Genomic DNA, 20,597 nt, shown 5'->3' on the forward strand with positions numbered 1-20,597 from the left:
CCGCACCAAAAGATTAATAATTTATAATGATTTTTCACTTTTAGTTATTTCCGTTAAAACCATTATGTGAACGAAAATCAGAGAACACTAAAATCGTTACGTCACTTGAATGAAGAAATTGATACTTTTGTTAGGCAGAAATTAAACAATGGGTGAATTAAGCTATCTAAATAAATACTTTTTAAAATACCGCTACCGATTGATATTAGGGATAGTATTTGTAGTTATTTCAAACTATTTTGGAGTTATTCCGGCTAAAATTATCAGGCGAGCCTTTGATCTGGTAAATGAAAACATTACACTCTACAAACTTTTTTCAGGTTTTAGCAGTCACGACAGTATTTACGCTATTTTTGGTAAAACGATGCTCATTTTTGGGCTTTCTGTCTTGCTAATGGCCATATTAAGAGGTATTTTCTTATTCTTTATGCGCCAAACCATTATTGTAGTTTCCCGGCTAATCGAGTATGATTTAAAAAATGAAATTTACAATCACTATCAGGAACTTTCCCTTTCATTTTACCGCAGAAACAATACCGGTGATTTAATGAACCGGATCACTGAAGATGTAAGTCGGGTACGAATGTATTTAGGCCCTGCTATTATGTACACAATTAATACATTGGTACTTTTCCTATTGGTAATATCCACCATGGCCAGCATCAACCTCAAACTTACCCTATTCGCGTTGTTGCCCTTACCTGTTATGGCGGTGGTTATTTATTATGTAAACTCTATTATCAATTATAAGAGCGAACACATTCAGGAGCAATTATCCAACCTATCGACTTTTACTCAGGAAACATTTTCCGGCATGCGCGTGCTTAAAGCCTATGTACGTGAGGAAAAAGTACGGGAAGATTTTGAAGCACAAAGTGAAGAGTACAAGAAACGCTCGATGAGCCTAGCTCGTGTTCAGGCTTTCTTTTATCCTACGGTTTTACTTCTGGTTGGATTGAGTGTGGTTTTTACAGTTTATATAGGCGGTATTGAAGTCAAGAATGGCAATATCACTCCTGGGAATATCGCTGAATTTATCGTTTACATTAACCAGTTAACCTTTCCAATGATGTCGTTGGGCTGGGTTACTTCGCTTATTCAAAGAGCAGCGGCTTCTCAAAAGAGAATAAATGAATTCTTGAATACACAACCTGAAATTCAATCCAATACGAACGAACAGTTTAAGATAAATGGTGATATCGAATTTAGAAATGTAAACTTTACTTATCCTGATACTGGTATTCATGCCTTAAAAAACGTGAGCTTTTCAGCAAAAGCAGGTGAATTTATTGCTTTTATTGGCAGAACAGGTTCTGGTAAGTCAACAATTGCCAACCTAATTGCACGTATGTATGATGTAAACTCGGGAGAAATACTGATTGACGGCAAAAACATCAAAAGTTATACTTTAAATAATTTGCGGGATTCGATGGGTTTTGTTCCACAGGAGGTTTTCTTGTTCTCAGATACCATCAGTAACAATATTGCATTTGGATTAAATAAAGTGGATAAAGATATGATCCATGAAGCTGCTAGAAGAGCGGCAGTCTATAATAATATCCAAGCTTTCCCTAACGGGTTTGAAACAACGATTGGAGAACGAGGAATAACGCTTTCAGGCGGACAAAAACAACGCGTTTCGATTGCGCGCGCAATTATCAAGGAACCTCAAATTATGGTATTCGACGACTGCCTTTCGGCGGTTGATACTAAAACCGAAGAGGAGATTTTAATTAATTTAGGTAAGGTAATGCAGAATAAAACCAGCATTATTATTAGCCACCGAGTATCATCTATAAAAAATGCGGATAAAATTTTTGTAATTGACGAGGGAATGATCATTGAAAGCGGAAATCACGATGCTTTAATAGCCCAAAAGGGCGAATATTTTGAATTATTCGAAAAACAATTACTAGAAGAAGAGGAAATCTTAGATAATTAAATTATCAATGATTAAGCGAAGCATCTTTGTAAGAAAAGTTTACTATTTTTTCACAATAAATTCTTTTTTATTGAGCTTCAGATAATTAAATTGCAAGAAAAAAGATAGCTATTTAGTAGCTATTTATATTTGGAAAATTGAAAATTATTACTTTATATTTACGCCAAGCTAAACTTATTGACACTAACAATGGGAGATTTTGATAACAAAGAGCGCGAAGAAGTATTCTCAAAAAAGGTAAGAGCAGGAAAACGTACTTACTTTTTCGATGTTAAGTCGACTCGTGCAGGAGATTATTACATTACTGTTACTGAGAGTAAAAAACGTATGGAAGATGGAGTGTTTGTGAAACATAAAATTTTCCTTTACAAAGAAGACTTCGAGAAATTCGCGGAAGGCTTGAATGAAGTGGTTGATTATATCAAATCTAATCAGGACGTTGTTGAAAAACGCTATGAAGCTTTTGAAAGCAACGGTGTTCACGACAAAGTTGACGATGATTTTTCATTCTAAACCAAAAATAGGTTAAATAAAAAAATGCATGAATTAACTTCATGCATTTTTTTTGCCTTTACTTTTTAACGCTAAGCCAGCATGACTCTATTATCTCTTCGATGATAACATCCTCATTAAGATTGATTTCATTAGTTTGATGAAAGCGTACCAAAGCCACAATGGGTCCATAAACCAATGATAAGAGCGCCGTCAAGTGCATCGGCTTTAAATATCCCTTGTCAATGCCCATTCCTAAAATTTCATAAATTGGAGCTAATATCTTTTCGCCTTTCCTTTTTGTGGCTTCAACAATAAATGGGGAACTTGAATACTGTTCTATAAACCTGAACACCTGCAAATTATTCAGGTAAAAATCATATAGGCTATGCCATACATTGGCAAAGTTTTTTTTGTACTCCTCCTCTTCATCAAAAGCATTTTGCACTACATCGTTTATTTTCCTCCTGATCTCCAAAAACAGTTCATTGATCAGCTCTTCTTTACTTTTAAAATAGAGATAAACAGTACCTGAAGCAACTCCGGCATTGTCGGCTATTACTTTCATTGATGATCCATGAAAACCATACTGTGTTATTATTTCTAAAGAGGAATCTAAAATCGATTGACGCCTATCTGCTATTTGTTGTTTCATAAATAAAGATTGATTCTATTAAATATAGCAGTTTTCATAAAATGAACCCTCATTCATAATAATATTAAAACAGACTCTTCCCGTTTATAACAAGTTCTTCCTCGGCTGATTTTACAGAATAAGTAAAACCGGGCTGCAAACAGAATGCACCATACTCACCCTGTTTATTAAGCGCAATAAATCCGATTTGCACTTCCTTCGCCTTTTTGGGATCTCGTTTGGCAATACGTTCAACCGCTTCCTGACATGCCTGCTGAGGCGTTCTACCCTGGCGCATAAGTTCTACTACTAAAAAAGAACCTACAATTTTTATAACCTCTTCACCTACCCCCGTCGCTGCGGCTCCTCCAATTTCGTTATCCACAAACATACCTGCTCCTATAATGGGTGAATCTCCAACCCGGCCATGCATTTTAAAGGCCATCCCGCTGGTTGTACAGGCACCCGACAGATTACCATTGGCATCCAGAGCAATCATTCCAATAGTATCATGGTTGTCTTTTCCACCCGGTAACTTTTTAGGGGCTGCGGCCTTATTCTCAATATTTACAACAGGTTCGTACTTTGAAGTTTTCAGCCATTCATTCCAGGCTTTTTCAGAAGCCGGAGTTAATAAATTTTCTTTCTTAAAACCATTTTGAAGTGCAAACTGCAAAGCGCCCTCTCCTACCAACATTACATGCGGAGTTTTCTCCATCACCAAACGAGCTACAGAAATGGGATGAATAATATGCTCTAAGGCAGCCACGGAGCCTGCATTCCCATGTTCGTCCATTATGCAGGCATCCAGGGTTACTTTTCCATCCCTGTCAGGAAATCCACCATAACCAACTGTTTGATTATTAGGATCGGCTTCCGGAACATGCACACCTTTCTCAACAGCATCAAGCGCTCGTCCTCCATCCTTTAACACCTCCCAAGCAGCAGCATTGGCCTCCTTGCCAAAGTTCCAGGTAGAAATAACTACAGGCTTTTTTATGGCTAAATTATTTTTTGATGAAGCTAAAGCATCGAAAACATAACTCGAGGAAACAGCAGCTAGTCCTGCAGCTTTAACAAATTTTCGTCTGTTAATCATATTTATAGACTTGAATTGATTTGCAATAAATTTAGAATCCTAAAGTTAAATCGGCAATCTTTTTAATATTTTAAATACCTAAAGATTCAGCAAACATTACTATCATTGAATTAGCAAAACAAAACCCTAAAACTTCTATTTTGAAACTTAGACTTCTACTCCTTTTCTGTTTATTGTTAAAGTCGATAAGCAGTTTTTCACAATCAGCTAACCCCTTCAATCAATTTTATCAATATGGTATTGCCGATGCATTTATCGGTGGACTGTACAAAGGCACTCTCACTCTTAATGAGTTAAAACAGCATGGCAACTTCGGACTAGGCGCCCCAGATCTGCTTGATGGAGAGTTGATCGTTTTGGATGGTAAGGTTTATCAAACAAAAGCCAATGGCGAAACCTTCGAACCCAATAATAAGGTTACTACATCCTTATCATTTGTTACCTTTTTCAAAGCAGATACATCATTCGTCATTAATAGTCAACTTTCTGAGCAAAGCGCATCAGCTTATATCCTGAATCTGTTGAAAAACAAAAACAGAATGTATGCCATTAAAATAACCGGAACGTTTGATAAAGTAAAAACAAGAGCTTTCCCTCCTTTTAAGCAAGAACCTTTTCCTCCGTTATCAAGCATATTAGACCAACAACAATTCTTTAATTTCCAAAATATTGAAGGCACACTGGTTGGATTTTATTTGCCTTCTTATTTAAACGGGGTAAGTATAGCGGGTTTGCATTTCCATTTCCTTTCGAGTGATAAAAAACATGGCGGACATATACTCAACTATTCAGGCAGCAATTTTAAGATTGAAATAGCTCAACTCAAAAGTTTTCATTTAGAAGAACAGCGAGACCCTGCCCTACAAAATTTCCAATTCAAAAAGACCGCAAATGAATCATTGGAAAAAGTTGAGAAAGGTCACTAATTAACTAATGCTTTTTGATTCTTTGCTGGGTAGTCCTTCATCCTTACTAATAAAAACTTATCTTTGCGCCTGATTTTAAAAAACCGTACAAGAAATGGCTTTACAATGTGGTATCGTTGGATTACCTAACGTGGGAAAATCTACTTTATTTAACTCTCTTTCAAATGCTAAGGCACAAGCGGCAAATTTCCCGTTTTGTACCATTGAGCCAAACGTAGGCGTAATTACCGTTCCTGATGAACGTTTAAATAAACTTGCTGAGCTGGTAATTCCTCAACGCGTAGTTCCAAACACTGTTGAGATCGTTGATATTGCAGGTTTGGTAAAAGGCGCCAGCAAAGGCGAAGGTTTAGGAAACCAATTCTTAGCTAACATTCGTAATACCAATGCCATTCTGCACGTTTTACGTTGCTTCGATGATCCAAATGTGGTTCACGTAGACGGTTCAGTAGACCCGATCCGTGACAAAGAGATCATTGACACCGAGCTTCAGTTAAAAGACCTTGAGTCGGTTGAGAAGAAATTACAGAAGGTTGAAAAATCAGCTAAAACAGGTGATAAAGATGCCAAAAAAGCGGTTGAAGTTTTAACGCTGGTGAAAAACCTTTTATTAGAAGGAAAATCAGCTCGTGCAGCCCAGTTAGAGGAAAAAGACCTTGAACATCTTGAAGATATTCATTTATTAACGTTAAAACCGGTAATGTACGTTTGTAACGTTGATGAAGCTTCAGTTAACACCGGTAACAAGTATGTTGATATTGTTCGCGAGGCTGTTAAAAATGAAAATGCGGAAGTATTAGTTATTTCTGCAAAAATTGAAGCGGAGATTGCCGAACTAGAAAGCTACGAAGATAAGCAGTTGTTTTTGGCTGACTTAGGTTTAGAAGAATCGGGTGTAAACAAACTGATTCGTGCTGCTTACCGCTTATTAAACCTGGCTACTTATTTCACTGCCGGTGTTCAAGAAGTTAGAGCCTGGACCATTACTTTAGGAATGACTGCGCCACAGGCTGCAGGTGTTATTCACACCGACTTTGAAAAAGGCTTTATCCGCGCGGAAGTTATTAAGTATAATGATTATGTGACCTTAGGCTCGGAGAACGCTTGTAAAGATGCCGGAAAGCTGGGTGTAGAAGGAAAAACTTATGTAGTAGAAGACGGAGATATTATGCACTTCCGTTTTAACGTTTAAGCATAAACAAATAAAACTAAAAACGCCTTTCCGATTTACCCAGAAAGGCGTTTTTAGTTTATTTCATATTCCTGATCCACTCTTTTATCAATTCTACGCCTTCCTTATGCACCTGCTCTCTACCCAATTCAGGCATAGCAACTCCGGGATCTGTTGATTCCATTCGATATACTAAAATAGATTCTTCGGGTTTACCCGGAACAATGTCATAACTCCGATCACCGGAACCTCTTCCTGCAGCAATTGGCGCTTTCATAACACCTAAAACCGCTGGTTGAGTTTCACCTACATTTAGAAATAATCCCGAAGTATTAGCAGGTCCTTCTTTTCGATGACAATGACCGCAGTTAACATCTAAATAAGCCCGGGCTCGTTGATCGAGGGTTCCTGTTGAGGGATCATTCCAAACTGCTAGTTTGGGTATATCTTTTAAGTAGGGTAAATTATCGACCATCCCAATCTTTTGCCAATGCTCCAGCTGGTTTTCAGCTTTTGAAGCATATTGCTGGTTACGATTCAATTCCATTGCGGAAGGCCCAATAGGTTGCATGCTTTGATTTTTATTATGACAACCTTTACACTGATTCTTATTCGGGATGACATAATTGGTTACCACCTTTTTTCCGTGAATATCAACATAAGAAATCTGACGAGTCTCACCGGCTACATCGTAAACAGCATCCGTTTGCTCTTCGTTCCAAATGTATGGCCAAGCCACCCATTCATTCTCTTGCCTTACTAATAAACGTGTTTCAATAATTCGCCTGCCTTTCTTTGGATTGCGAAAGTCATTTGGATAGTAAAAGTTCTTAATGAGAATGGTTCCAACCGGAAACTCTAATGCTCCATCTGCTGTATAAGTGACCTTTGTACCTTCAGGTATTCTAACAAAGCGCAACTTTTCAGCATAGTTTGAAAATAACGGAGTATTTAAGCTATAAGGAACAACCCCTCCAGCAGGGGCGAGATCAGCCATTTTACCACTAAAAAATCCGTATTCAGAGAGCTTATCTTTTTTATCCAGTGAAGGAGTTTTTACCACCTTAAAACTCAATGTACAAGCAACTGCAAGCAAACAAGCAATAACAATAATTTGTCTCATACTCCTCAAATCTTTAAATCGTCACTAAAAAATTATTGAATACTCAATACCACTTCCTTCTGTTTTATACCTTCGCGTTCAAAAGGTTTTATATCGCGAGAAATATTTTTGAAACCATTTTCTGCGTCCAGATTGGCAAAGGATTGATTCTTATTATTAAGGAAACAAATACCAAGCTCAGGCTTTAAACTGCCATCTTCATTTTTAAATTTAGCATCCACAATTCCATCATATTGAATGAACGGAACATCTTTCCCAAATTTCAATTTAAATCGATACATTTTACCCATCCGTCCTTTCATTGTGGCACGTTCGTGTTTGCGTTCAAACACATTATCATGAATATAAATATTGGTTGGATAAGGATAATATTCTTTGTCTTTGATAGGAATTTCAGAAATGTAATAACTCGTTATGGCTGTGCCCACTGTGCGGTTATTGATAATTTTATTATCGAAGATCTCCACATTGTTGGTGGCCAAGATCATCACACCCGTACCCTGAGGCACCTTGGCTACAATATTACCTTTAGGGGCAAAGTTCACGTGATTGTTATCGTGGATATTATTGTTGAACACGCGTACAAATCCGCCTTTCTTTTGCATTAAACCTGGTAAATCAAATACTAAGACACCTCCAACATTATTTACCGCTTCATTTTCGTAAACATCAGCATAAAGGGTGTTTTCAATTTCGATACCTGCTACATTTTCATGCGCTTTACTGTTGCGAACAATTACATTTTGCGACTGACCAACGTAAATACCTGCGTCAGATGCAGCTATTGCTTCGCAACCCTCAATCAATACATTTTTGCATTGCACAGGATATAAACCATAACCCCCATTATCTTTATTTGGACCACCAGTCCATTCCACTTTTACGTTCCTGAAAACTATTCCATCTACTTTTTGGGTTTTAATGCAATCCCCTTTAGAATCCTGAACAGTTAAATCTTGCAAAACGATGTTTGAACCATCAGTAACTTTAATCCCTTCGGCACCACTAATTTGTCCTTTAAATGATAGAATGGTTTTATTCATCCCTTTTCCTTTAATGGTCAGGTTTTTCTTACCATCAATTGAAAGGCTCGCATCTAAATGAAAGGTTCCTTCTTCCAATTCAATCACGCTGCCATTTTCAGCTTCTATAAATTTTGTCTGAAGTTTCTTCTGAACATCTTTTTGTGCAAATGCAGGAATTGTTAGAGCGAGAAAGCATACGGATAGTAAAACTCTATTCATAAAGTTGGCTACAATAAATTGGTTAGAGGGTAAATATATCCATTGTTTTGTGAGTTCCAAGCGCTTCTATAAAAGAATGGTTTCTTCACTATATTTCATTATATCTGCTATCAGTTCATCTATCTGAGCTTCAGTTACATTAGGCATGCAGATAATATGTGACAATCCTTTTTCTGATGCTAACTGCCATTTTTTACGTACCATTTCATGTGGCTGCGGAAACACAACGGTTATTGCATTATGATTTCTCCATGCCTCAATTCCAATGGATTTTAAACGCTCTTCGGCATAAGCAGCAATATTCAAACTATGTTCAACACGCTTCTTTAATCCTTCGTATCCCAAGGTTTTAATGGCGTACCATAAGAAGATTGGGCTGTGACCATTTCGAGAGCCGGTAATTGTCGTGTCAAGACTACCGATATAGGCCACTGAACGAGCTATTCGATCTCTGTGAGATTTCTTTACAAGCAATACTCCAGAAGGAGTTGGTGAACCAATAAACTTATGTCCGCTAATTGCGATACTGTCTGCTCCATCAGCAAAATCAAATGCAGGACGTGGTTCTAAAAACGGACTGATACTACCCGAAAGCGCTCCATCGCAATGAATGTAATAGTTTTGAATAGCGGCATCATTTAAGATCGCTTTAATTTTATTGATATCGTCTTTGGCTTCGGTCATGGTGGTACCAATATTGGCCATGATAATAACCGGCATATGACGATTCATTCGAATGGTATTGCTTAAATCTTCATAGTCAATTTCACCGTTCTTTTGCGTACGAATAACAATGTTAGGCATGTTTAGCAAATGAAGATTCTTATGAACGCTGTAATGCGTGGCAGCAGAATAGTAGACCATTCCCTTTGGATGTAGCTCTCGAGCCATGTAAAGACCGTACATATTGCCTTCGGAACCCCCATTAGTAACATATCCCCACCAGTCGTTTTTAGGAGCACGGAAGATCTCTGCAAAAAACTCCAAGACTTCACGTTCCATCTCTCTTGAATCGACGGCATAAGTACATTCGGCAAATGGATCACCAAGGTTGTTAACGGGGTATTTGAGCAATTCTACTAATTCGGAATAATCGAAATCCTTGGAAACGGGATAACCCAGGAAGTTTTGTGTATTCTTTTCAATTTTTTCACACAATGCCGATAGCTTGCGCTGATCTTCAACACTTAGTCTATTCATAATTATTGATTGATTGGTGCCCAAAGATGGGAAAATTGCAGGAATGTTGGATTGTTATATTGTACCTGCTCTGGACAACAAATTAATACCTTTCAGGTACTAACTTCTCTTTCCGAAGTACTAATTAATACCTCTGAGGTACTAACTTCTCTTTCAGAAGTACTAATTAATACCTCTGAAGTACTAACTTCTCTTTCTGAAGTACTAATTAATACCTCTGAGGTACTAACTTCTCATTCTGAAGTACTAATTAATACCTCTGAGGTACTAATTACTCTTTCCGAAGTACTAATTAATACCTCTGAGGTACTAATTACTCTTTCTGATGTACTAATTAATACCTCTGAAGTACTAACTTCTCTTTCTGAAGTACTAAATTATCCTTGATAGGTACTAAGTTCTTCATCTGAAGTAGTAATTACTTCTTCTATAGTATTAAGTTCCTCTTCGGAGTTACTAAATTGATTGATGGAGGGGGGGTAAAAATTGCAGGAACGCTTCAAGAAAACAAATTAAACACAACTGTATAAAAACTGGGAATAAAATAAATGAGTAACTGACAGGAGACAAAAATTGAGGCAAACACAATTGAATAAATCACCTTGTAGTCTTTTCTAAAAGCCAGGAAAATTATATAGGTGACACTAAATAAAAGCCAAAAACCTTTAGGTATTGGTGCTTGATATTTTTCATCCAAATACACAAACATTGGATATATACCTGAACATATGAGTACAAGTATCACATACAGTAGTAACGTCTTTTTTGTCTTCATTATTCTTTCATTGCTCATTAGGAACAAACCTATACAAATAAGCAAATTCTTCGATATTAAAAAAGGCCATTCCTTTATTACAGGAATGGCCTTTATGGTTTGTTGAGAGCCTGATAAGAAAATCTAACTCCTTTGGGCAAATTTCTCTATTGTGTTACCACTTCGGCAGAATATTTATTGCTTTCACCATTATCGAAATTCTGAATGACCATTTTCATTTGATCAACTGAAATTTTGGTTGAATCAAAAACAACTTTGGCTATTGAGGTATTAAAGTTAACCTCACTTTGCTTCACCCCTTTTTGCCCGTACAGTAGTTTTTCAATGCCTTTAGCACAGCCGTCGGCACAAGTCATGCCTGCTACTTTAAAATATACCGTTTGGATTTTTCCTTTTGAAGCAGGAATAACTGTCGCTGAACTTGCTTGTACATCACGAGAATATTGACAGCAAGAATGCAAATTACTGTAAGCTTCAATAGTTGTTTTTTCACCTTCTGTATCGTAACCTGCAGCAGCGATAGCTTTTTGAATTGCTACTTTATTTGCAGGTGCCACATAACTCACTTTCAATTGCTTACTTTGCTCATCCCAATCTGCTGAAGTAACCCCCTTTACTTTTTTGGTTGCTCCTTCAATATTATTCTTACACATTGAGCAATTGCCCCACACTTTAAAACTTTCGGTATTCCCATCCTGTTTCTCTGGAGCAACTGAAGTTTCTTGAAAGCCCTCACGTGGATACTGGCAGCATTCATGCAATTGATTATAAGACTTTGCAGTTGCCTTTTCCACTTCTGTATCATACCCTACTGCAGCTATTGCTTTTTGAATAACGGGTTTAGTGGCAGGGGCTGAATAACTCACTTTTAATTGTTTGGTATCTTTATCCCAATTGGCTGATTGCACCCCTTTCACTTTTTTTGCGGCGCCCTCAATATTGTTTTTACACATTCCGCAGTTTCCCAAAACTTTAAAACTTTCTGTCGTAATGTCCTGAGCCAAAACCAACTGTGAAACAAGGCACATTATAGCAAACAAACCTATGAACTTATTTTTTTTCATTTTATATCTCTTTTTTTAATATGAATTATCGTTTTTATTATCTATCAATTTTATACCTAAATCCGGCATATACTCTACGACCTTCAATAGGCCCCCAAATATAAGATGCATCAAAGAAGCCGTCGTAAGGATTCGACGCCCCTACAATGTAATTATGCTGCCGAAAGTCAAACAAATTTTCGGCGCCGAGATACATTTCAAAGTTTTTCCAATGACGGGTTAACTGCAAATTAACCATAGAATAAGGGCGAGAAGAACTACTGTAACTACTAATTTCATTGCGTTGAGCCTCATCTAAATAGGGCATCTTTTTGCTTCCAAACCATTGCCAAGTCACATTTGCATTCCATTTACGATTAAAAGATTCATAAAATAACGAAGCAACCGTGCGGTGACGAGGCACATAAGGCTCGGTGATTCGAACTCCATCAGATTTGCGGAATACATCAAGGTATTTGTAAGCAAGCTTTAACTCTACAGGTTTTAAGATATAGTAAGAAGCTTCAACCTGAACATTGTTAGCCAATGATTCCCCGGTTAAATTTGAGAAATACACTTTGGTTGGATCCGTATCATAGTCAGGAATGATCTTATTAGCAAACTGGGTTCTGTAAAGATCCAATCCTACACTTCCTTTGCGATAGTTAAGCTCGAATTTACGGTTAATGTTAAAACCATAGTTCAACGCCTTTTCAAGTTTTAAAGGCTCTGTTATTACAATTTCACGGTTACTTACCTTGATGTTGGAGTTTTCGGCCAAAATATTCGCTGATCTGAAACCGGTTCCTGCTGAGAGTCGAACGTCGGTGTTTTTATTAAGTTCCCATTTAACATTACCTCGAGGCGTAAACACCAATTCACCATTAGCCACATCAGCACGCAGGCCCACAATAACTGAAACCGGACGTTTACCCTGACTCGTAAAGGTATTTTCGGCAAAAACACCGGGCATACTTAAGTCATTGTTGAGATAAAGATCACCAAATTGCTCCTTGATCTTATCTAGACGATAGCTGGCACCAAGATTTACTGAATTATATTTACCCAGGTTTTGATTGTAGATCAAGCGGAGATTTAAGCTTTGCTGCTGGCCGTCATCTTCTCGTAAACCATAATATCCATCCATGTTATGCAGTACATAAGTATACTGCAAACCAAGGCTTTTATAATTGTCTGATGGCATCACAAATCCTGTGCGACCGTAAAACTCGAGACGGTTGGTAACCAATTGCTGGCCATACATGGAGTGATCTGCATGAGGCTGATCAAAGTTAAAATCCATTTGTCCGCCCTGGCGATCCTCATGCAAGTACTTAATAGAATTTTGCGAAAACAAGCCGTTACCCGACTCATATTTCCACTTATTCAGCACGTTGACGTTTTGAAGCATTGGATTATCCAAAAATGAATCGCCGTTCTGATCCATTTTTTGCTTATAACGATCGATATGAAACGAGAATAACGTATTGAGATCTTTCGTAACCTTAAGTGTTTTATCCACATTTAATTCGGCACGAGCAAAACCATCAACATAACCGTTTACGAAGAGGTTATCGGCACGCATTGGATCTTTCAACTCTATATTGATCATTCCGCTGATCGACTCGGGGCCAAAAATCACAGACCCGGGACCCTTAACCACATGAATTTGATCAATTTGGGTTCCGGGAATTCCATAAAGCCCATAGGTAGAGCCAAGCCCCGTAATAGTGGGTGCGTTTTCAGTCAATAGCTGAGTATAGGCTCCAGCCAAACCTAAAACCTGCAATTCCTTGCTGCCGGTAACCCCATCACGATAAGTAACATCAACCGTTGTATTGGTTTGAAAACTTTCGCCCAGGTTGCAGCAAGCTGCTTTTTTAAGCTCTTTCGAAGTAAGGATCTCGGTTTTACGCGGTTGAATAGAAACCATTGAAGCTTCACGCTGATGCGTAATAACCACTTCATTTAACTGCTTTCCTGTTTCAATTAAAACAATGCGCAGGGGGGTATTAGAGTTTACTTTTATAGTATCAGGTTGAAAGCCCAAACATGAAACAACCAATCTTCGATCCGTAATATTAGTTGTTTTCAGGACAAATTTGCCATGGGCGTCAGACAGGGTTCCTACATTGGAGTTTATCCACACAATACTCGCTCCTGCAAGGGGAAGTTCCTTTTTGCTGGCGTTGCGCTCGAACACAGTGCCGCTTATTGTTTGTTGCGCGAAAACCTCAAACCCAAACGCAACTAAACATAAAAGAATAGCTAAAAATCTTTTCATTAAAAATCAAATTCTGTTTTAACAATAAAATCCAGGTAAGTCCATAAGATTACCCTAAAGTTTAAAACAGAAATGATCAGATAAGAAATACTTGTGTGAGATGCCGAATAGAACAACTTCGGAGAGGAGGACTCTTTAAATTAAATGAAACGAGTGTTTCAGGCGCTAATTGTGCATCCAGCGTAAAATGGAATGCAACTAAAAACAGCTGTACCGGAAACAATTTTACCGTTTCAGCATGTGCTAATGAAAGATAACTGTCTTCAATTTTAACAATTTTAACATCGTTACGACAGCAGTCATCCACTGGGGTACGACTATCTTTATCATCATCACCTTTGCTACAGCAACATTCAGGCTTAACAGCAATCCTTGTATCCTGTCTTGTAGTACCGCAATAATGCGTGTATACACCTACTCCTATTGTATTAAGGAGAAAGAATAAACACATTATTATGCCTACAATTTTTTTCATCGCCCCAAAACTAAAAATTATACAACGATAAGAAAGTAATGTTTTTGTTACTGAAAACAAGTGTTTTACGAAGGCTATTTTTCGAAATAAACAATAAAAAGAGAACCTAACTTATACTTTATTTTTATTCTCTAAGCTGCAGATTCTTACCTTATTATAAAAAACATCTTTGAATTAAACCTCCTCACTCCTACCAGTTCATCATAACGTTTGCCCGGGGGTTTAAAATAAACGTAGATCGTGTACACATTATCAGTTTCGAAATGGCAGCCTTCGGTAGCGCACTCATCAGCTACTTTTTGTCCATTAGGAACAAACACATATGAATAGTCATAATAGCCTTGTTTAACCATTTGCTGGGTTTCCAAAGCGCGAGTTACTTCGTTAAAATAAAGCTTATAATCATCTTTGATCTGATAATCTGTAAGTTTTCCGAAGAGGTAATAGTCGCCCGTGGTTGAAGGTTCGGTTTTGGTTAGGGCGAAATGAACTCTTGTATAATCCGCGTCCACCTCAGAGTCTCCTCCTCCGTCCTGGTTTCTGATAGCATAGCTTCCATTTAAGTCGACCACAGTTGAATAGGCAGTTTGTCCATAATTATCGTCTCCAAAAAGGTAAACATCCGTTCTGCTCTTTTCTTTCTGAATATCCTGGATGTGCTGCGAGAAAAACCGCAAACTTCGGGTATCGAAATTCCTAAATTCACTGCCTCCAGTAAATGTCCCCGAATCCATATCGTTATACACCAATTCATTGGTGCGAATAAAAGTTGGACGCATTCCCGAAATCACATTATCCGGTCGATCATTCTGTGTAATTACCGTTTTAATTTCGGCCATAGGGTTCGAAACATTCAATGCAGGATGCTGAATAGTGAAGTTTATCTTTTGCGTTTGATTCCGGTTCTTTATTACGGTTCCGCGCGTTACTTCGGCTGTAATATTCACCTGCTGGCGGTTCACATAAAATCGTCGGGTTAAAACCAAATCATTCGGATCATTATTCAGGTAAACCTTTAACAGGTAGTTTCCGGGAATCAATGGCTTCATGGTATTGGATGGAAATACCAATCCATAATGCGTATACGACTGGATGGTATTAAAAGAATATTTGTATTCGATAATCCGATCTTCGGTATAACCTTCCAAATAATCAATTGATGAAATGTTGCTGGGTTTCCAGTCGGCGGTGCAATGTACTATGGTATAGTAATAATCTTGAGTGCCTGCATTTAAATCATCAAACTGAAGCAATAACTTTTCGGAACTAACCAAGGGAATTACCGGCGCAGGCGAATCCTGGCTGGTAACATTATCAAACTGAACGGTTTTTATATAAGGTTTATACACCCAATCCTGATACTTTAAATCTTCATTTTGGGCGTTTACCTTAACGGAAACAAAAAACACAATAAAAAATAAGGCTAGCTTTATTTTCATTACAGCAGAAATTTCAGCTAACGTAATAAAAAAACCGCTATCAAACGACAACGGTTTCGGGTTTACTTAGGTTTGGTAATTGGTTTTATTATTCGAACGTTGACTTACCGTTTGGAATACTTAACTGAACGGTTGACTTCAACTTCGACTGATTATCAACAATGATATCTTTTATGAAATTCCATTTAACATCGATTCTTTTCAATGAAATATTCATTTCCACAAACCCATGGTCTTTAAAATTGGCCATTTTAATTTGAGGATTATACGTTTTATTAAGGCAGCGAACTTCCGTTTGGATACCAGCAGAAGAGTTTTGATCAATCTGACTCGGAGTAGTTACAGACGGTAAAGTAATTTCCACAAGCTGAGCATATTTTCCTGCAGTCGGGTTATAGTCGGCTTTATTCACAGCTACTTCATTTGCTAATGCCGCTTTAAAACCGCCGTTTGTCACCACCACGTTTTTCAAACTAAAGGCTTTAATAAATTCTAAGAGTTGCGTTTTTTCGGCAGGATGATTATCCCATCGATCAATATCATTCCCGGTACCTGAATCTAAACTTGCATTATTTATCGAGCCAAAAAGATTACTGGTTGTTAAAATCTTCCAGTTTGCGGTCGAATTATTAAGCAGCTTGGTTAGCCAATCGTAATGTATTTGTTCAATAAACGGAGCCGGTTTAACAACAGCCATTTCAGTACTTGCCACCATTCCAACTTGCTCGGTTGGATTGGTATCCATTAGTATTAAATCAAGCATCTTACCAAAACTAAATGAGCGATGAAGCTCTCCATTCTTTACCCGCACAGGCATCCACTCTAGAAAAGCCTGCTCAGCCGCTTTTTGTTTGTTATCCCAGTTAGCGGCTTGCTCCTTACTTCCTTTTAGTGATTGATCTTTCCAAATAGCGATAAAAGGCACTTTAGCATGAGTTTCCATCAGGTTATTATCCAAATGATATTGAGCATAACGAAATCTGAAATCTTTCAAACTTGAGGGTTCGGCTGCCGGTATTTCCCGACGATCGATCAATGTTTCAGCAGTTTCGCCTTCATTAATATATCCCGAAAGCATCACCACTGCATCAACATTCTTTAACTCATTAATACGTTTGTAGGTATTGAAATAGCCCGCTGAATAATTATTTCCCTCAACAAATATCAATTTAACAGGCTCTTGGGAATCATCATCCATTAAGGTTTTAGTTATACCTATCATTGATTTTTTTCCAAAAGCCTCAAACTGATAGTAATAAGTAGTGTTTGGCAATAATCCGGTTACATCCACTTTAACAGTAAAATCCTTCAACTCATCCGTAGCTATATCACCCGACTTAACAATCTGTGAAAAAGCAGTGTCGGTAGCAATTTTCCAATTTACCGGAAAAGCCAGTTTCCAATCGGCATTAGAAGCTTCATTTTGAGAAGGGGTTACCCTTGTCCAAATAATTACGCGATCAGACATGGGATCACCTGATGCTACACCATGATAAAACGGAGCCAGATTTTCATTGAGTTGAAAGCCCTGATTTTTAAGATAGTCAACATAAGAGATATGCTTTATTTGAGCAAAGTTGTTTGTGAATGATGTTAAGAATACTAGCAAAAAAAAGACTAGTAAATGCTTAGATAGATGTTTCATGAGCAAAAAATTTGCGTTGGGTTTACATTGCAAACTTCTCTTCTATATGTTAAGTTTAGGTTTTTAAATATTTATAATTTAGTTATCTTATTGTTAGTTATTTATAGATTATAAAGCATTTTTGTTAACAAATAGTTAAAGCCATCAAAATAAACCCCTTTAAATTCTATTTTGTATCTTAAGCATAAAATATCTGTATCTATGGATGCTTTCGAAAAAATACAAGAATACTTTTCTAGCTATAGCCCACTTTCTGATGAAGCCAAGGAGGCTATAATTAAAGAGGCTGAATACAAAGAATATCCACCCAAAACAGTCTTATTGTCTGAAGGACAAGTTGAAAAACAACTCTATTTTTTAAACAAAGGTTTAGTAAGAGGCTGCTTTAATATGGTTGATAGAGCAATTACTCTTTGGATTTGTTATGAACCTGGCCCTTTTGGTAATCCTGAAAGTTTTTTTAACGAAACCCCTAGTGATATATACATTGAAACCGTTGAACCATCACAAATATTAACAATATCTTACCAAAGATGGCATGAGTTATTGGATCAATTCCCAGAAATTGAAAGAGCAAGTCGAATGATCAGTCAATCGAATGTTCAGCGATTATATCAGAGAATTATGATTTTACACTATGGAACCCCTGAGGAAAAATATAAATATCTATTAGAAAATGAGCCTCAGATTATACAGCGAACCCCACTAAAGTTTATTGCTACCTACTTAAACATCACTCCTGAAACGCTCAGCCGTATCAGAGCAAAAATCTAAAATCAGGCAATAGCAATTCTCAATAAATGACTTAAATCATTTATTAAAAATCTAATAGCCAATAACTTTGTCTCATCAACAATGAGCATATGAGGCAACTTCGTAAATTTTTGAACAAGTATTCCGCTCTATTTATTTGCATCATTCTATTAATCTTTATAGTTCACCGAATGATACAGCACCGCTCCATATTACAAGGTGGTGGTACTCCAATTGTAGAATCAATAAAACATTGATATAACTCGTAAAAGAGTAGATTAGCTGGGAATCTCTGTTGGCTTGGGCTGGCAGGGATTTTTTATTGTTTTAATGAAGACAAAATAGCCCTTGCTTTAATCAAGGGCTATTTGTCTATTCAGTCTGACAATTGAGCAAATTATCAGGCTTCCAGTTCCATTATTTTTTCAGCCATAACTTCCCACTCATTTTGAGCAGAAGAAAGTTGGGCTTTTACTTTCTCATAGGAAGCATTGACCTCATTCAATTTTTTACTATCAGAAAACACTTCTTCTTTGGCCATTTCAGCTTCAAAATTCTTTTTCTGGTTTTCAAGATCCGAAACTAAGTTTTCCAATCGCTCAAGCTCCTGATTCAGTTTTTTAAGCTCTTTTGATCTTTCTTTACTCTCCGAACGATTATCTTGCTTCTCAACCTTAGGTTGTTCAACTTGTTTTTTCGGCTCTTGTGGAGCTTTTGATTGCTCTTTCAACCGTTTATCCTGCCATTCTTCATATTCATGGTAAATGCCCGGATATTCCTTTATTTCTTTGTTTTCAATGAACCATATTTTATTGGCCACATTCTCGATCAGGTAACGATCGTGTGAAACCAGAATAAATGTTCCTTCATATTGTTGTAGCGCCTGAATAAGAATATTAACCGACTGAATATCCAAGTGATTGGTAGGCTCATCCAAAATCAGGAAGTTGGCATCAGAAGTTAAAGTTTTGGCAAGTGCTACCCTTGATTTTTCACCTCCTGATAAAACCTTGATTTTTTTAAATACATCATCACCTGTAAATAAGAAACATCCCAGCAATGAGCGTAGTTCCGTATCAGTACGTGTTGGAGCAAATGCCTGGAGCTCTTCAAGAATAGTATTCTCCAAATGCAGCGATTCTAATTGATGTTGAGCAAAAAATGATTGGAAAACATTATGCCCCCTGTTAATTTCACCTTCCGCTTTATCGGTTCCTGCCACAAGGCGAAGTAAGGTTGATTTTCCTTTACCGTTGGCTCCAATCAAGGCAATTTTATCGCCTTTTTCAATATCTCCATCGGTATTCTTAAGCAGCTCTAGTCCCGGATATGCTTTTGAAATATTTCTTAACTGTACAACGCTTCTGCCTGAAGGACGAGAAAAGCTGAAACGGAAAGAAACCGATGGATTATCATCGTCAACATCAGAAACACGTTCCATTTTGTCCAAAGCTTTAATACGTGATTGCGCCATTTTAGCTTTAGATGCTTTAGCCCTGAAACGTTCAATTAAACGTTCCTCCTCTTTTATTTTTTGTTGCTGGTTCTTAAACTGACCGCGTTGAATTTCTTCACGCAGCGCTTTTTCTTCAAGATAGAAACTGTAGTTACCGGCATATTGAATTAATTGTCCTCCTTTAGACTCAACGATTTTTTGAACAGTTCGATCAAGGAAATATCGATCGTGGGAAACAATGATGTAGGCTCCTTCAAAACTTGTCAAATAATTCTCCAACCATTTAATAGATGGTAAGTCCATGTGGTTGGTAGGCTCATCGAGTAATAACAGATCTGGTTGTTGTAGAAGGATTTTGGCAAGCATTACACGCATACGCCATCCTCCCGAAAATTCTTTCAATGGTCGAACTGAATCTTCAGCACTGAAACCTAAACCAGCTAAAATTTGCTCAGCTTTATACTGAATATTATAGCCATCGAGATTTTCAAACTCGTGCTGCTTATCACTTAACTTATGAAGCAAGTCATCAGAATAATCGTTTTCGAGTTTTTTAAGTAATATCTCAATTTCATCATGTAATTGGTTTTGGCGCTCAAAAGCCTCCATTGCCACGTGCAAAATGCTAAAGTCAGAATGAACAGAAAGTAAATCCTGGTTCAGATAACCTATTTTAAGGTCTTTGGATTTAGATAAGGTTCCACTTGTTGGTTTGTAATCCCCTACCAGCAATTTTAACAAGGTGGTTTTACCGGTTCCGTTGGCACCAATCAATCCAATTTTCTCTCCCGGTTTAATATGCCAGCTCGCTTCATCATACAATGCTCTGGCTCCAAATTCAAACGTAATATCGTTCAGTGCAATCATCGGGCGCAAAGATAGGGCAATACAATTTG

The 20,597-nt window shown here is 37.5% G+C and carries 16 protein-coding genes; 5 read left to right on the plus strand and 11 right to left on the minus strand.

Translation table 11 applies throughout. The annotated features are described in order from the left end of the window. Positions 1-148 precede the first annotated feature (148 nt). Positions 149-1,942 carry an ABC transporter ATP-binding protein gene (locus NF867_RS01235; protein WP_252585716.1) on the plus strand — a complete coding sequence of 598 codons (1,794 nt, stop codon included), beginning with the start codon at positions 149-151 and terminating at the stop codon, positions 1,940-1,942. Between the two features lie 189 nt (positions 1,943-2,131). Then, complete coding sequence (locus NF867_RS01240; protein WP_252585717.1) at positions 2,132-2,455, plus strand: DUF3276 family protein; 324 nt, start codon at positions 2,132-2,134, stop codon at positions 2,453-2,455. A gap of 58 nt (positions 2,456-2,513) precedes the next feature. Here the strand turns inward: NF867_RS01240 and NF867_RS01245 are convergent, their stop codons facing one another. Together NF867_RS01245 and NF867_RS01250 are read right to left on the minus strand one after the other, a co-directional pair. Next, the gene (locus tag NF867_RS01245; protein WP_252585718.1) at positions 2,514-3,089 is read right to left on the minus strand and encodes a TetR/AcrR family transcriptional regulator; all 576 of its coding nucleotides are present in this window, start codon (positions 3,087-3,089) and stop codon (positions 2,514-2,516) included. A gap of 64 nt (positions 3,090-3,153) precedes the next feature. Further along, positions 3,154-4,167: a glycosylasparaginase gene (locus NF867_RS01250; protein ID WP_252585719.1), complete on the minus strand. Its 1,014-nt coding sequence runs from the start codon at positions 4,165-4,167 to the stop codon at positions 3,154-3,156. A gap of 140 nt (positions 4,168-4,307) precedes the next feature. Between NF867_RS01250 and budA the strand changes: the two genes are divergently transcribed. Continuing rightward, positions 4,308-5,093: an acetolactate decarboxylase gene (budA, locus tag NF867_RS01255; RefSeq protein WP_252585720.1), complete on the plus strand. Its 786-nt coding sequence runs from the start codon at positions 4,308-4,310 to the stop codon at positions 5,091-5,093. A 94-nt stretch (positions 5,094-5,187) separates the two neighbouring features. Next, entirely contained in the window at positions 5,188-6,285 is a 1,098-nt protein-coding gene (gene ychF, locus NF867_RS01260; RefSeq protein ID WP_252585721.1) for a redox-regulated ATPase YchF, read from the plus strand. Between the two features lie 58 nt (positions 6,286-6,343). On the opposite strand, the gene NF867_RS01265 is transcribed toward ychF, so the two are convergent. The 8 genes from NF867_RS01265 to NF867_RS01300 form a co-directional block, all read right to left on the minus strand. Continuing rightward, positions 6,344-7,387 carry an SO2930 family diheme c-type cytochrome gene (locus tag NF867_RS01265; protein WP_252585722.1) on the minus strand — a complete coding sequence of 348 codons (1,044 nt, stop codon included), beginning with the start codon at positions 7,385-7,387 and terminating at the stop codon, positions 6,344-6,346. 32 nt (positions 7,388-7,419) lie between these two features. Beyond that, entirely contained in the window at positions 7,420-8,631 is a 1,212-nt protein-coding gene (locus NF867_RS01270; RefSeq protein WP_252585723.1) for a parallel beta-helix domain-containing protein, read from the minus strand. Positions 8,632-8,697: 66 nt separating this feature from the next. Beyond that, positions 8,698-9,831 (minus strand): histidine decarboxylase, encoded by a 1,134-nt coding sequence (locus NF867_RS01275; RefSeq protein ID WP_252585724.1) that lies wholly within the window; start codon positions 9,829-9,831, stop codon positions 8,698-8,700. A 921-nt stretch (positions 9,832-10,752) separates the two neighbouring features. Beyond that, positions 10,753-11,670 (minus strand): heavy-metal-associated domain-containing protein, encoded by a 918-nt coding sequence (locus NF867_RS01280; protein WP_252585725.1) that lies wholly within the window; start codon positions 11,668-11,670, stop codon positions 10,753-10,755. Positions 11,671-11,707: 37 nt separating this feature from the next. Then, complete coding sequence (locus NF867_RS01285) at positions 11,708-13,933, minus strand: TonB-dependent receptor (RefSeq protein WP_252585726.1); 2,226 nt, start codon at positions 13,931-13,933, stop codon at positions 11,708-11,710. A gap of 76 nt (positions 13,934-14,009) precedes the next feature. Next, a complete protein-coding gene (locus NF867_RS01290) occupies positions 14,010-14,408 on the minus strand; it encodes an HYC_CC_PP family protein (RefSeq protein WP_417765069.1) in 399 nt (132 codons plus the stop codon). A 146-nt stretch (positions 14,409-14,554) separates the two neighbouring features. Continuing rightward, positions 14,555-15,847 (minus strand): type IX secretion system plug protein, encoded by a 1,293-nt coding sequence (locus tag NF867_RS01295; RefSeq protein WP_252585728.1) that lies wholly within the window; start codon positions 15,845-15,847, stop codon positions 14,555-14,557. A gap of 88 nt (positions 15,848-15,935) precedes the next feature. Next, the gene (locus NF867_RS01300) at positions 15,936-17,492 is read right to left on the minus strand and encodes an alkaline phosphatase D family protein (protein ID WP_252585729.1); all 1,557 of its coding nucleotides are present in this window, start codon (positions 17,490-17,492) and stop codon (positions 15,936-15,938) included. Between the two features lie 201 nt (positions 17,493-17,693). On the opposite strand from NF867_RS01300, the gene NF867_RS01305 reads away from it, so the two are divergent. Continuing rightward, positions 17,694-18,266 carry a Crp/Fnr family transcriptional regulator gene (locus NF867_RS01305; RefSeq protein WP_252585730.1) on the plus strand — a complete coding sequence of 191 codons (573 nt, stop codon included), beginning with the start codon at positions 17,694-17,696 and terminating at the stop codon, positions 18,264-18,266. 379 nt (positions 18,267-18,645) lie between these two features. On the opposite strand, the gene NF867_RS01310 is transcribed toward NF867_RS01305, so the two are convergent. Continuing rightward, entirely contained in the window at positions 18,646-20,568 is a 1,923-nt protein-coding gene (locus NF867_RS01310) for an ABC-F family ATP-binding cassette domain-containing protein (RefSeq protein ID WP_252585731.1), read from the minus strand. Positions 20,569-20,597: the final 29 nt, after the last annotated feature.

This window comes from Solitalea agri, assembly GCF_023914155.1.
Lineage (GTDB): Bacteria > Bacteroidota > Bacteroidia > Sphingobacteriales > Sphingobacteriaceae > Solitalea > Solitalea agri.